Annotated in this window: 10 protein-coding genes; 4 read left to right on the top strand and 6 right to left on the bottom strand. The window is 68.8% G+C overall.

Going from position 1 to position 13,053, the window contains the following annotated elements; all coding sequences use genetic code 11:
* Positions 1 to 97: 97 nt before the first annotated feature.
* The 6 genes from FB471_RS28780 to FB471_RS28760 all read right to left on the bottom strand — a co-directional run bounded on the left by FB471_RS28780 (position 98) and on the right by FB471_RS28760 (position 9,249).
* Positions 98 to 451 carry a hypothetical protein gene (locus FB471_RS28780; RefSeq protein ID WP_142002688.1) on the bottom strand — a complete coding sequence of 118 codons (354 nt, stop codon included), beginning with the start codon at positions 449 to 451 and terminating at the stop codon, positions 98 to 100.
* Positions 452 to 473: 22 nt separating this feature from the next.
* Complete coding sequence (locus tag FB471_RS35575) at positions 474 to 608, bottom strand: hypothetical protein (protein ID WP_281287450.1); 135 nt, start codon at positions 606 to 608, stop codon at positions 474 to 476.
* Positions 609 to 844: 236 nt separating this feature from the next.
* The gene (locus tag FB471_RS28775) at positions 845 to 2,707 is read right to left on the bottom strand and encodes an OmpL47-type beta-barrel domain-containing protein (protein WP_142002686.1); all 1,863 of its coding nucleotides are present in this window, start codon (positions 2,705 to 2,707) and stop codon (positions 845 to 847) included.
* A gap of 38 nt (positions 2,708 to 2,745) precedes the next feature.
* Positions 2,746 to 6,759: a ThuA domain-containing protein gene (locus FB471_RS28770; RefSeq protein ID WP_142002684.1), complete on the bottom strand. Its 4,014-nt coding sequence runs from the start codon at positions 6,757 to 6,759 to the stop codon at positions 2,746 to 2,748.
* Positions 6,760 to 6,788: 29 nt separating this feature from the next.
* On the bottom strand, positions 6,789 to 7,808 hold the full coding sequence (locus tag FB471_RS28765) for a multicopper oxidase domain-containing protein (protein WP_246076773.1): 1,020 nt from the start codon (positions 7,806 to 7,808) through the stop codon (positions 6,789 to 6,791).
* Positions 7,809 to 8,244: 436 nt separating this feature from the next.
* On the bottom strand, positions 8,245 to 9,249 hold the full coding sequence (locus FB471_RS28760) for a GlxA family transcriptional regulator (protein ID WP_142002682.1): 1,005 nt from the start codon (positions 9,247 to 9,249) through the stop codon (positions 8,245 to 8,247).
* Between the two features lie 51 nt (positions 9,250 to 9,300).
* On the opposite strand from FB471_RS28760, the gene FB471_RS28755 reads away from it, so the two are divergent.
* The 4 genes from FB471_RS28755 (at position 9,301) to FB471_RS28740 (ending at position 13,049) form a co-directional block, all read left to right on the top strand.
* Positions 9,301 to 9,708 carry a cupin domain-containing protein gene (locus tag FB471_RS28755; RefSeq protein ID WP_142002680.1) on the top strand — a complete coding sequence of 136 codons (408 nt, stop codon included), beginning with the start codon at positions 9,301 to 9,303 and terminating at the stop codon, positions 9,706 to 9,708.
* Entirely contained in the window at positions 9,708 to 10,415 is a 708-nt protein-coding gene (locus FB471_RS28750; RefSeq protein ID WP_142002678.1) for an RraA family protein, read from the top strand. Before FB471_RS28755 ends, FB471_RS28750 begins: the two co-directional genes overlap by 1 nt.
* Before the next feature lie 373 nt (positions 10,416 to 10,788).
* Entirely contained in the window at positions 10,789 to 12,075 is a 1,287-nt protein-coding gene (locus FB471_RS28745) for a choice-of-anchor B family protein (RefSeq protein WP_142002676.1), read from the top strand.
* A 2-nt stretch (positions 12,076 to 12,077) separates the two neighbouring features.
* The gene (locus FB471_RS28740; RefSeq protein WP_246076772.1) at positions 12,078 to 13,049 is read left to right on the top strand and encodes a chromosomal replication initiator protein DnaA; all 972 of its coding nucleotides are present in this window, start codon (positions 12,078 to 12,080) and stop codon (positions 13,047 to 13,049) included.
* Positions 13,050 to 13,053: the final 4 nt, after the last annotated feature.

Genomic DNA, 13,053 nt, shown 5'->3' with positions numbered 1-13,053 from the left:
CGCTCGAGCAGTTCCGGTTTCGTCAGGGTCAGCACGCTCCGGTCACCCCCGGCAGTGACCGGTCGGAGAGCAGTACCGGGCCGTGCCGTCCCGTTCCTCACGGACGGGGCGGAACATTCCTCGGCCCGGCCCACACGATGTCGCTGATCTCCCGCGGTGGGTGGTGTTCACTGCCCCGGGAACCCCGGACCTTCCTCCACAACTGCGCGGCGAGCTGTTCCGGTGAGTGGTTCTCGGCCCGCAGTACCCCGGTGTGCGGATGCAACCGGTGCGCCGGTACCCGTGGGCTGCCGATCAGCACCGGCAGGATGTAGCCGCCCCTACGCTCCATGCCAGTCCACATCGCGGCCTCGAACTCGTCGGAAGGCACCGACTTGTCGAAGTACTCCTCGGAGATGAACGGCACGAAATACAGCGCCCGCCTGCCGTAGGCGGCGCGTTGAGCTGACACGAAGTTCCGGCCCCACCAGTCGTTAGGTTCTGTCCCGGTCGTAGAAGACGAGCATGCCGAGCCGTTCGCAGGCAAGCTTGGTGTGCTCCACATAGCTGCGATGTTCGCCCGCGAAGGAGAAGATTCCTGCCCGCGCGGATCGAAACGGGGAGATCATATGCCGCTACCGATGATCGTCGAGTCCGGTCGGCAAATCGTTATGCGAAAGGATGTTCGTCCGAGCTGCGGGTCGCCGACCATGCCCGGAGAATATCCAGAAATAGTCCAAACGCATATGATTTGGCCACGGGGCAAAATCACGAGCGGGCCGGGAGGAGTGGTCCGCACAGGAAACCGCCCCGGGTCGCGCGGTGCGCGACCCGGGGCGGTCGGCTTGTCGTGGGTCCGGTCTGCTCAGGCGGCGACGTCGGAGCGCTTGGCCGCCTTGATGATGCGGCGCTTCTCCTGACCGGAGATCACGCCATCCCGCTCGAGCTCCTTGGCGACCTGCCGGACGTGCTTGACGAACTGCTTGTGCCCCGCGTATTGACCGTCCTCGGCGATCAGGTCGTTGATGGTGCATCCCGCTTCGTTCTGCACGTTCGGCACCGTGGTGTCATGGCCCGCGATGATCACCGTGTCCCGGACGTCCGAGCCGGGGCAGGCGTCCGTGGCGGAGGCGACCACCGTGAAGGTGAGCTTGCCGTCGACGGACCTGTTCCCTGCCTGGTCGGTGGCGTGGTACAGCACCGTGTGGGTGCCGGGGCCGGTGACCTCGAACGGTTCGCCGTAGGCGGTGTAGGAGCCGCCGTCCAGGGAGTAACGCAGGAAGCGCACCCCGGAGCCCGGATCGCTGGCGGACAGGCTCACCGTCGCGGTGTCGACGTAGTTCCACTGGGCGTCCTGCTGGCCGACGACCTGGGCCGTGACCTCCGGTGGGGTGGTGTCCCCCGGATCGGCCTCGACCACGGTGAAGGTCACCGACCCGATGTCGGAGACGTTTCCCGCGTTGTCGGTGGCCCGGTACCGCACCGCGTGCTCGCCGGGTTCGGTCACCTCGAACGGCTCGTCGTACGGGCCGAAGGAACCGTCGTCCAGCGCGTACTGGACCGACTCCACGCCGGAACCGGCGTCGTCGGCCGCCAGGGTCACCGTAGCCGCGCCGACGTAGTTGCCTTCGCTGTCCTGGTCGCCGGTGACCTCGGCGGTGACCTCCGGTGGGGTGGTGTCCCCGGGATCGGCTTCCACGATGGTGACGATCACCGAGCCGTCCGCGGAGGTGTTCCCGGAGTGGTCGGTGGCTCGGTAGGCCACCGTGTGGTCACCGTTGCCCTGGACGGTGACCGGCTCGGTGTACGGCTGGAACCCACGCTCGTCGAGGTCGTACTCGATGCCCTGGACCCCGGATCCGGTGTCCTGCGCGTCGAGGGTGACGGTGGCGGAGCCGATGTAGTTGCCTTCGCTGTCCTGGTCGCCGGTGACCTCGGCGGTGACCTCCGGTGGGGTGGTGTCCCCGGGATCCGGCTCGACGACCCGGAACGGCACCGAGCCGGGCTCGGAGGTGTTGCCCGCCATGTCCGTGGCGCGGTACTGCACCGTATGGTCTCCGGGCTCGGTGATCTGCACCGGCCCGGTGTAGGGCTGGAAGCCGGTGTCGTCCACCTCGTACTCGACACTGTCCACCCCGGATCCGGTGTCCTGCGCGTCGAGGGCGACGGTGGCGGAGCCGACGTAGTTGCCTTCACCGTCCTGGTCGCCGGTGACCTCGGCGGTCACCTCCGGCGGGGTGGTGTCCTCGCCACCCCCGTCGTCGGTTACCACCAGCACCCCGGCCATCTGACCGTGCCCCGGAATGGCGCAGTAGAACCGGTACTTCCCCGGGGTGAGGGTCACCTCGGCCTCGTGCCGTCCGCCCTTCGCGTCGCTCGGCCTGGCCAGGATGTTCAGGTCGACATCCTGGTTGTACTCCGGGGAGGAGGTGTCGAAGGTCAGCGTGTGCACCATGTCCATGGTGTTCCCGGTCGCCTCGCTGTTCTCGAACACGATGGTCGCCGGGCCCGCGGTCGCCGTGGTGGTGACCGAGGCGTACTCGGTGAGGCTGTCGTCCGCGGTCCAGGTCAGCACCTGCTCCTGGGCGGCGTCCGGGGAGTCCGGTGCCGGTGCCGCGGACACCGGAACCAGCCACAGGGCCAGCAGGGTCGTGCCGAGCCCGGCCGCGGTGAACGCGCGGGCCGGTCTCGGGCGGCCGCGGAAGGCCGCCAGTAACCTTCTGATCATCGGAATTCTCCACTCTCGAGTCTTGCCGGTATCCGGGCCTACAGCTCCCGTACCCGGATATTGCGGAACTCGATCAGGTCGCTGTTGCCGTGGTTCTGCAGGCCGACGTAGCCGTTGACGAACTGGCGCAGATCTGTCGAAGGGTCACTGTCCCGGATGGACCGCTTGCCAGGGGTGTTGTCGAACTCGTTGATCACCACGCCGTTGCGGATGATCGTGTAGTGCTGCCCGACGACCCGGATCTCGTAGTCGTTCCACTGGTCCTTCGGAGTCACCCCGGCCCGGCCGTAGTAGACCTGGTCGAAGTTGTAGACCGAACCGGTCTTCTGCGGCTCGCCGGAGGCCCCGTCGTAGATCTGGATCTCGTGCCCGCAGTAGATCCCGACCCACGCCTGCGAGTCCCGCGCGGAGCCGCGGGTGCCGCAGCTACTGGCCGGTCGCCGGTCGAGCGGGGTGCGCGGGTCGGGGAACCGGACGAACACGCCGCTGTTGGCCCGGTGGTCATCCTCCGGAGCGATGTCCTTGAACTGCAGCTTCAGCGAGAAGTCCCGGAACGGCTCGGCCGAGTACCAGAGCATGCCCAGCCCTCCGGAGCTGCGGATGGAGCCGTCCGGTCGCAGCTCGAAGTCTCCGCCCGGGGCCTGCTGCCACCCGTCCAGGGACCGTGCGGTCCCGTCGAAGATGGCCTTGTACCCGGAGTTGCCCTCCTTGCCGATGTCGGACTGCCGCGCGGCCGTGACCAGGGTCGAGCGCTCCTGCTTGGTGAGCACACCGTCCCGCTTCAGTTCCCCGGTCACGGACCTGACGTGCCGCACGAAGGACCGGTGGTCCGGCCAGGTGCTCTCGTCGTCGATCAGATCGTCCACCGTGCAGGCCCCCGCGGCCTGGTGGTTGCGAACCGCGGTGTCGGCGTCCCGGAAGTGCACGTAGCGTGTGGAGTCCGGCACCGCGCAGTCCACCGTCACCTCGGTCGTGGTCCTCGCCTGCTCACCGTCGGCGTAGGTCACCGTCAGTGTCGCGGTGTAGGTGCCCACTTCGGCATAGGTGTGCCGCGGGTTGGCCGCGGTGGAGGTGCCGCCGTCGCCGAAGTCCCACTGGTAGGACACGCCGCCGGAACGGGCGCCGTCGAACGCCATGGTCAGCGGCTTGTTCTGCACGGCGGTGGCGGAGGCCGACGGCGCCGGGGTGGCCGGTCCGCCCTGGTAGGTGACCCGGATCAGCTTCTGGTTGTCGTGCAGGCTGAAGAAGCCGCCCGCGTAGTCCAGCAGGTACAGCGCACCGTCCGGCCCGAACTTGGCGTCCATCCAGCTCTGCAGCTCGTTGTCACCGCCTCCGGCCCGGACGATCTGCCGCAGGCTCTCGGCGAAGGCGGGTGGCTGCTGCTGCGGCACCCCTTCCGGGTTCACCGTCACGGCGACCCGGTTGTTGGAGCTGGACTGGTCACCGATGAACCACTTGTTGTCCCAGTACTCCGGCCATGCCACACCGCTGTCCACGTTCACCCGCGAGCGATGGTACGTGGGGCCGTCCATCACGGCCTGCCCGCCGCCCTTGAGGTAGGGCTGGGTGTAGCTGACGTCCTCCTCGTCATAGGTGGGCACGCCGCTGCCGTCGCCGCGGTCCGGGAACACCGGACCACCGCCGCCGGGGGAGTACCAGATCATGTTGTCCCTGGCAGGCGGGATATCCACCAGGCCGGTGTTGCGCGGCGAGGTGTTCTTCAGGTTGTCGCAGTCGTACCAGCCGGTCAGCACGCTGGCGTCGGTGTTGCTGCGGTCGCGGTAGGGCTGCCGGTTACCCATGCAGTACGGCCAGCCCTGGTTTCCCGCCGAGGTGATGATGGTGGCCGTCTCGTACTTGGCGGGCCCGAGCTCGGGGCTCGGCGAGAACGCGTCCGGCCCGACCCAGGCCGCGGTCAGCCAGTCGTTCTTCTTGTCGTAATGGAGCCGGGAGATGTTGCGCACGCCCATCACGTAGATCTCCGGGCGGGTCTTGTCCCCTGGATCCTCGGCCTCGGGGAACAGGTTGTCATCGGGCACGGTGTAGGAACCGTCGTCCTCGGGGTGGATCCGCAGGATCTTGCCGTTCAGGTTGTTGGTGTTGCCCGAGGTGCGGCGGGCGTCCTGGAAGGAGACACCCTTGTAGTCCTTGGTCCAGTTGTTGCCCGAGTAGCCCTCCGAGCCCCGGGAGGAGTTGTTGTCACCCGATCCGATGTAGAGGTTGCCCTCGTTGTCGAAGGCCATGCCGCCGCCCGCGTGGCAGCAGCTGTGGATCTGGGCGTCCCATTGCAGCAGGTCCTTGCGGGTGCCTTTGTCGATGGACCGGGCCTCGGGATCGTAGGTGAACCGGGAGACGGTGCGCTTGCCGATCCGGTTCTCCCTGTCGATGGAGGCGTGCGGCATCCAGTAGACGTAGATCCAGCCGTTCTCGGCGAAGTCCGGGTCCAGGGTGATGCCGACCAGGCCCTCCTCGTTCTTGACCAGTTCGTCGCCGCTGCCGCGGTTGCCCATCACCTCGAGCGTGGTCAGCGGCGTGACCTGCTTGCTCTCCGGATCCCACTGGTGGATGGTGCCGCAGCCGAGGCCGACATCCTGGTCGTCCCAGCTGGGGATCGGCCCGGAGGGGCAGGCGGCCTTGCCGATGTAGAACACCGTGCCGTCCTCAGCGATCGTCAGCCCGTGCGGCTCGCCGATCTGGTCGAGCTGGCCGTCCTTGTTCTCCGCGGTGAGCCGCTCGATCTCGTAGTTCGAGCCGATGGTCGCCTGGCAGTCGCCGCGCACCATGCCGGTGGTCCACCGGATGGCGCCGAGCAGGTGGCTACGGAACCTGTCCTCGGCGTAGCTGTCGGCGGTGCCGCCCATCCCGGTGTAGAAGGAGCGGCCGCCGTCGTAGTCCCGGCACCAGGAGATCGGGTGGAAGGGGCCGTTCGCGCCCTCGCCCGGGTCATAGGTGTGCTCCTGTACCTGCGCGACCGTGTGCACCTCGCCGACCGGGTTCGGGCTCCAGTTGAGCCACTTGTCCGTGCGGTTCCAGGTCAGTGGCAGGTCCTCGTTCGCGGGGTGTTGCCGGTCCACCACGCTGACCGTGGCCTCCTGCGGCTGCGCCTCGGGCGGCGGTTCGGTCTGCCCGTCCCCGCTGAACAGTTGCAGCTCGGCGAGCTGGGTCGCCGACTCCCCGCTGTTGGCGGTGATGTTCAGCCGGTAACGCTGGTAGGCCTCGGTGTTGTCGAGGCTGTACTCCTTGGTCTGGAACCGGTCGGGGAAGTCCTCGTCGGTGCGGGAGTCGAGGTCGGTCCAGTCCTGCCCGTCCGTGGAACCCTGCAGCGTCCAGTTCTTGGGGTCCCTGCCGGCGAAGTCGTTGGCCGAGGTGAGCGCGTAGCTGTTCACCTCGGCGGCCTCGGCGAGGCGCAGGGTGATCGTCGCGGCCGCGTCGAAGGCCAGCCACTTGCTGTCGGTGTCCCCGTCGACCAGCTTGCTCGCCACCTCGTTCGGCGGGTTCTCAGCGCTCGCGGCGATCTCGGCGACCTCCTCGGGGTCCGGGAGATTGCCGACAGGGCGGCTGCCGATCAGGCCGGTGAACCATTCGGAACGTTCCTGCGCCCGCGCGGCGTCCCGCACACCGAGGAACCCGCCGCCGCCCTGGATGTAGCGCCGCAGCGCGGATTCCTGCGCGGTGTCCAGTGCGGTCTCGTGGGCGGAGAGGAACACCACGCCGCGGTACTTGCGCAGGTTCTGCCGAGTGAAGTCGGTGGGATCGGTTGACTCGTCCACGGTGAACCCGTTCGCCGCGCCCAGTTCCCGCACGGCATCGGTGGCCTCCTCGACCGGGTCGCTCTGCTCGGCGGCCGTGCCGTGGAAGACCAGCACGTTCACCCCGGTGGCCGCGGCGTCACCCTGGGCGGGGTTGCCAGGCGTGTCCGGCTGCCCGGAGGCGGGCGTCGTGGACAACCCGAGCGCCAGCGTCGCGCTCGTCGCCAGCACCAGCGCGCGCCGCCACGGGGCCGGGCGTGCCGCGGTGCGGCGAGGTGGGCGGAACAGCCCTCTTCGTGCCATGCTTGCTCCTTCTCCTCGTCCGGTGGGGACTAGTGATCGGTTCCGTGCCCGTGGTGGCGGTCGATGGCCTCCTGCGCGCCGGGCGGCATGCTGCCGTCCTCGTTACGCACCAGGAAGATGCCCGCCATGCCCTGGTCGGAATGGAACTGGACGTGGCAGTGGTACATCCAGGCGCCCGGGCCGACCCCCTCGCCGGCGATCAACTGGAACCCGAAGGAACAGCCGGGGTTGAGGTCCTTGTTGTCGATCGAGGGGGTGGGATCGTCCGGTCCGGTGAGCATGCCGGTGCGGTTGTCGACCCAGCGGTGCGCATGGATGTGGAAGGTGTGGAACTGGTCGCCGTGACCGATCGCGATGAACTCGACCCGCTCGCCGAGCCGGGCCTCGAACATCGGCGCGTTCGGGGCGATCTTGTTGTTGATGCTCATATCGTTGAACACCACGGTGTGCTGCCGGTCGGGCAACACATCGCCCTGCCGCCGGACGATCAGCGCGCCGTACAACCCCTTGCGCAGGCCCTCGGTGCCGTGCGGGGTGCCCATGGCGTGGTCGTGGTAGTGCCAGTAGCCCGCGCTGCCGGGCATCCAGGTGCCCCCCTTGGCCTGGAACGGGGCGCGGGTGCGCCAGGTGTAGAAGCGTCGTTCGCCGGGCCGGTTGAAGGAGTCGTTCAGCGGCGACCCGTCGGAGTCGACGCTGTAGTCCACCCCGTGCGGGTGGATCGACAGTTGCCGGTCGGTGTTGTTGATCAGTTCGATCTCGAGGGTGTCGCCTTCCCAGATCTCCAGGATCGGGCCCGGCACGGTGGCTCCACCGGGAGCGAGGCCGTAGCCGATCAGGCCGCCGGGCAGTTCCTCGGCGTACATCGTGATCCGCCGCAGCGTGCCGCCGGAGGAGTCGTCGCGCGCCTTGGCGGACGCCGCGGGCGCGGCTCCGGCCACGACAGCGGGCGCGACGACCGGCGCCACCGCGCCCATCGCTGCTGCCGTGAGCATCGTGCGGCGTGAGAAGTTCCTGCCGGACAAGCCTTCCTGAGCGTGGTGGTCAGTCATGGTTCTCCATTCGGGATTCCCAGGGCCTGCGCGGGGACAGGGAGTGCCGCCGTACCCGGTCGGGGTGAGCGCCGGCGCGTGGGGGCGGAGCCGGTTTCTCGGGGTGTCGTCGCCCGGTCACCGGATTTCCGTCGGCCTGCCTCTGCTCGGGTCTCACGACATGCGCCCCAGTCCACTTCGCCCTCAGTGCTTGTCTGGAAACGCGCGCTCCGCCAAGCGTGCGTTCCTCAGCTCGCCACCACAGGTCCGGCCGCTCTCCGACGTCCTGTCAGTGCCGAGGATTTGCGGTTGGGACGTTAATCACTTCTGGTGGCGGCGTAAACATCTAAGGTCGACATGTGCCAACTTCTGTCTTGTCAATGCAGAAGTGGCTAATCCATTCGGACCAGTAGGCAGGACCGTTCGGCCGCTCTCGGAAGCGAGTCGAGGTGGTCGTTCAGCGTGGCGATCCGTTCGGTGCCCCCGTGGGACGGGATCGCGGGGCCCGGCCGAACCGCCGCCGGTAGTCCGCGGGCGCCAGCCCGGTGTGCCGGCGTAGTTGTGCCCGCAGGTTCGCGGTGGTGCCGAATCCGCTCGCGCCGGCGACCCGGTCGAGTTGGAGGTCGCCACGCTCGATCAACCGGCAGGCCAGCGCCACCCGCTCGGTGGTGAGCCAGGCCAGCGGGGTGGTGCCCAGTTCGGCGCGGAACCGGCGGTGCAGGGTGGCCGGGCTGGTCGCGGCCCGGGCCGCGAGGTCGGCGACGGTCAGCCGGCGGTCCAGCCGTTCCTGTGCCCAGGCCAGCACCGGTGCGAGTGAGCTGTCCGGCACGGTGGGCACCGGACGTTCCACGAACTGCCGTTGCCCACCGTCGCGGCGGCCGGTGAAGACCAGCCGCCTGCTGACCGCGTTGGTGACCTCGGCTCCGTGGTCCCGCTGGATCAGATGCAGGCCCAGATCCAGCGCGGCGGCGCTGCCCGCCGCCGTGAACACCGGGTTGTCGTCCACGAACAGCACATCGGGCTCGAGCCGGAGCCGGGGGTAGCGGCGGGCGAACTCCTCGACCCAGCGCCAGTGCGTGGTGGCTCTCCGCCCTTCCAGCACCCCGGCTTCGGCCAGCGTGAAGGCGCCGGTGCAGAAGCTGACCAGCCGCGCGCCGCGCTCGGCGGCGCGGGCGATCGCGGCCAGCGCCGCCGGCTGGGTGGGATGGTGCGGATCCGGTCGGTTGGGCACGATCAGCGTGTCCGCCGCATCGGCCGCGTCGAGGCCGGCGACCTCGGCGAGGGTGAGCATACCGAGATGCATCCGAATGTCCGGCTTCGCGGCGCAGAGCGTGAACTCGTACCACGGCCGGTCGAGCTCGGGGCGGCGCAGCCCGAACAGCTCGGTGGTCACGCCCAGCTCGAACGGGTTGGAACCCTCGTCCACGAGCACCGCGACCCGATGCGAGAAATCTTGCGACATATGCGATTCCTAGCACTGGTGGCCGGCTCTGGCCAGGGTGAGGATGAGCGCATGAGCAGTCACCCCATCGACCTCGAGGCAGCCCTCGCCGGCTTCGACGCGATCTGGAGCCCGCGGATCATCGCGCGGATCAACGACTACGACGTTCGGCTCGCCCGGTTCTCCGGCGAGCACGTCTGGCATGCGCACGAACGCACCGACGAGTTCTTCCTCGTGCTGGACGGTGAGATCGACATCGCGCTGCGCGAGAACGGTGGCGAGCGGGTGGTCACCCTGCCCCGGGGCTCGGTGTTCGTGGTGCCCCGCGGCGTGTTCCACAAGCCGTCCGCGCGGGCCGAGGCAGCGGTGCTGCTGGTGGAACCGGCCGGGACCTCGTCGGTGGGCGACAGCCACGAGGAGGTCCCCGGCCATGTCGAGGTCACCACCGGACACCCCGCGTGGACCGGCGGGCGGCCGTAATGGACCACGACGAACTCGTGCGGAGGTTCGCCACTCTCACCACGGCCCATCTGGCGGACGCCTGCCTGCGCGCCGGAGTCCCGGTACGATGTGCGCCCGCGCCGCTACGCGCGGTGGTGCCCGGGAGCCGGTTGGCGGGGCGGGTGGCGCCGGCCCGGCACGCCGGAAGTGTGGACGTGTTCCTGGAAGCCCTCGAACGCGCCGAACCCGGCGACGTGCTGGTGGTGGACAACGGCGGGCGCTCGGACGAGAGCTGCGTCGGCGATCTGGTCGTGCTGGAGGCCAAAGCCGCGGGGCTGGCCGGCATCGTGATCTGGGGGCTGCATCGCGACACCGCGGACATCCGGGTGATCGGGTTGCCGGTGTTCAGTGCGGGCTCCCTCGCCACGGGGCCGTTGCGGCTCGATGCCCGGGCCGGCGGCGCGCTGGAGTCGGCCATGGTGGGGGAGTGGTCGGTGGATCGCACGGACCTGGTACTGGCCGACGCGGACGGGGTGCTCTTCCTGCCGGCCGGTGAGGCAGCCGGGATCTGTGCCCTCGCGGAGACGATCAGGGACACCGAGCGGGTCCAGGCGGAGCGGATTCGCGCGGGTGTCCCGTTGCGCGAGCAGTTGCGGTTCGGCGAGTACCTCGCTCGGCGTGGGCAGGACCCGTCCTGGACCTTCCGGGACCACCTGCGGGACATCGGCGGGGCGATCGAGGAATGACGACCACGCGACGGGACGGCGTCCTCCGCGCCGCGGGGTGACCGCGATCCCGCCCGGCCGCCCGGCCGTGTGGCGGGGAGCCGAGGCCGCTCGCGGAGTTCACTGTGGACGGTCCCGGTTCGCTGGATCGGCACCGACCCGCGGGACGGTGCGGCCGCCCTCCCGCGTGCCACCGTCTCCGCCTGCCAGGACCACGTATACGGATACGTATACGGATACGGGTGCCTAGCGCAACGGCCCCTTGCGCCATCCGAAAGAAGGTTCCGGAGCAGACTTTCCGGGTCTAACGTCCCTAACGACTCTGATATTCGTTTGCCTGGCGCCGCGGCCGGATCGATCCGGCCGCCGCGTCGCGCAAGTCGAGGAGGAACCGATGCGTCTCTCTCGGAACCCGATCGCGTTGGTGGCCGTGACCGCGGCCGCACTCGCGATGTCGGTGATACCGGCCTCCGCACATGATCCGGACACCCCGGAGGGTAAGGCCGCCGCGCAGGCATACGAGAACGACCGAATACCCACCGAACGGGTACCGGCGGTGCGGGGCAGCGCTGTGTCGTGTCAGAACGGCATGGCGGACCGCTACCCGTGCCGCAACGTCGACCTGCAGAGCACGCTTCCGCTGAGTTCGATCGGCGGTGGGCAGGGCAACGATATCTGGGGTTGGACGGACCCGGCGACCAACCGGGAATACGCGCTCCTCGGGCGTACCAACGGCACCGCCTTCGTCGATGTGACCGATCCGGTCAACCCGCGGTACCTCGGCAACCTGCCGTCCAACGGCGGTACCAGTAGCTGGCGGGACGTCAAGGTTCACCGCAACCACGCCTTCGTCGTCGCGGACGCGATCAGGGGACACGGCATGCAGGTGTTCGACCTGACCCGGCTGCGTGGCGTGTCCTCCCCGCAGACGTTCCGAGTCGACGCGCAGTACTCCAGGTTCGGGCCCGCGCACAACATCGTGATCAACGAGGAGAGCGGGTACGCGTACGCCGTCGGTTCCAACACCTGCAGCGGTGGCCCGCATATGATCAACATCGCCGACCCGAAGAACCCGGTCGGCGCGGGTTGTGTCTCGCGGGACGGCTACACCCATGACGCGCAGTGCGTCGACTACCATGGTCCGGACCGGGATTACCAGGGCAGGGAGATCTGCCTCAACTCCAATGAGGACACCCTGACCATCGTCGACGTCACCGACAAGGACGCACCGAGGCAGATCGCGCGCCGGGCCTACAGCGGCGTGGCCTACTCGCACCAGGGTTGGTTCACAGAGGACCAGCGCTACTACGTGCACGACGACGAGCTGGACGAGTCGCGAAGCTGGGACGGGCGCACCAAGACCTACATGTTCGACCTGACCGACCTGGACAACCCGAGGCCGCACGGCACCTACACCGCACCCGTCGTGTCGATCGACCACAACCAGTACATCAAGGGCGACCACAGCTACCAGGCCAACTACCAGTCCGGGCTGCGCATCCTGGATGTCTCCCGGGTGGCTGAGGGCAGGCTCAGCGAGGTCGGGTACTTCGACGTCCACCCGAGGTCCAACGAGGCGAGGTTCAACGGTGCCTGGAGTGTCTACCCGTACTTCGCCAGCGGAAATGTGATCATCAACAGCATCGAGCAGGGCCTGTTCGTGGTCCGGCCAAGGATCTGAGGATGAGCGAGGAGTCCACCGAGGCCTCCGGTCCCTCGCCCGCGCAGGGCGAGGGGCGGAGGTTCTCGCTACGCCGTACCCGGCCTGCGACGAAGGCGACCCTTGCCGTGGCGGTGCTCGTGGTCACCGGTGCCGCCGTCGCCCTGGCCGTCTCGGTCAGCCCGTCCGGCAGCGGCTCTCCGCAGGCCGACATGGCTGGCATGTCGGGCATGCCGGGCATGTCTGGTCCCGCTTCGCCGACCCAGCCGCACAGTGACGGGCTCAGCGACTCCGAGCGCGGTTTCCGGATGGTGCCCGAGACGGTGCCGACCGAGCCGGGTGACGACCAGCGGCTCGAGTTCCGCATCATCGGTCCCGGCGGTATGCCGGAGACCAGCTTCGAACGCAACGCCACGAAGCTGCTGCACTTCTTCGTCGTCCGGGACGACATGGCGGCTTACCAGCACGTGCATCCGGAGCCGGCCGGCGACCTGTGGCGTACCACGATCGACATCCCCGATGGCGGCACCTACCGGATGTACGCGGAGTTCGTGCCCGTGGGCAGTGCCGATCCCAGCCATCCGATCGTGCTCGGGCGCAACATCATCATCCCGGGCGACACCACCCCGGCGACCCTGCCACCGCCCGCGGCCTCCGCTCGGGCGGGCCCGTACACCGTGACCAGGCCGGACGGTCCGGCGCAGCCGATCGCCAAACAGGTCAACCAGCTCCGCTTCGCGATCACCGGACCGGACGGCGCGCCGGTCGGTGACCTGGGGACCTACCTGGGCGCCTATGCCCATGTCTCCGCGTTCCACACGCTCAGCCAGTCGGTCACGCACATGCACCCGATCGAAAGCCCGGGCGACGGGCAGGCACCGGCGGAGTTGACCTTCCACGCCCAGTTCGCCGAACGTGGCGAGCACCGGCTGTTCCTGGAGTTCCGCGCCGGTGGGCGGTTGCACACCGCGGCGTTCACCCTGTTCGTCACGTGAGCCG

The sequence above is a fragment of the Amycolatopsis cihanbeyliensis genome (genome assembly GCF_006715045.1).
In the GTDB taxonomy this organism is placed as follows: domain Bacteria; phylum Actinomycetota; class Actinomycetes; order Mycobacteriales; family Pseudonocardiaceae; genus Amycolatopsis; species Amycolatopsis cihanbeyliensis.
The sequence above is the reverse complement of the archived record's forward strand: the minus strand, read 5'-3'. Positions and strand labels throughout refer to the sequence as shown.

Coding starts and splice junctions, on each gene's coding strand:
- FB471_RS28750 (WP_142002678.1), top strand. CDS start 9,708: ATGGACCACGACGAACTCGTGCGGAGGTTCGCCACTCTCACCACGGCC.
- FB471_RS28775 (WP_142002686.1), bottom strand. CDS start 2,707: ATGATCAGAAGGTTACTGGCGGCCTTCCGCGGCCGCCCGAGACCGGCC.
- FB471_RS28755 (WP_142002680.1), top strand. CDS start 9,301: ATGAGCAGTCACCCCATCGACCTCGAGGCAGCCCTCGCCGGCTTCGAC.
- FB471_RS35575 (WP_281287450.1), bottom strand. CDS start 608: ATGATCTCCCCGTTTCGATCCGCGCGGGCAGGAATCTTCTCCTTCGCG.
- FB471_RS28745 (WP_142002676.1), top strand. CDS start 10,789: ATGCGTCTCTCTCGGAACCCGATCGCGTTGGTGGCCGTGACCGCGGCC.
- FB471_RS28765 (WP_246076773.1), bottom strand. CDS start 7,808: ATGACTGACCACCACGCTCAGGAAGGCTTGTCCGGCAGGAACTTCTCA.
- FB471_RS28740 (WP_246076772.1), top strand. CDS start 12,078: ATGAGCGAGGAGTCCACCGAGGCCTCCGGTCCCTCGCCCGCGCAGGGC.
- FB471_RS28760 (WP_142002682.1), bottom strand. CDS start 9,249: ATGTCGCAAGATTTCTCGCATCGGGTCGCGGTGCTCGTGGACGAGGGT.
- FB471_RS28770 (WP_142002684.1), bottom strand. CDS start 6,759: ATGGCACGAAGAGGGCTGTTCCGCCCACCTCGCCGCACCGCGGCACGC.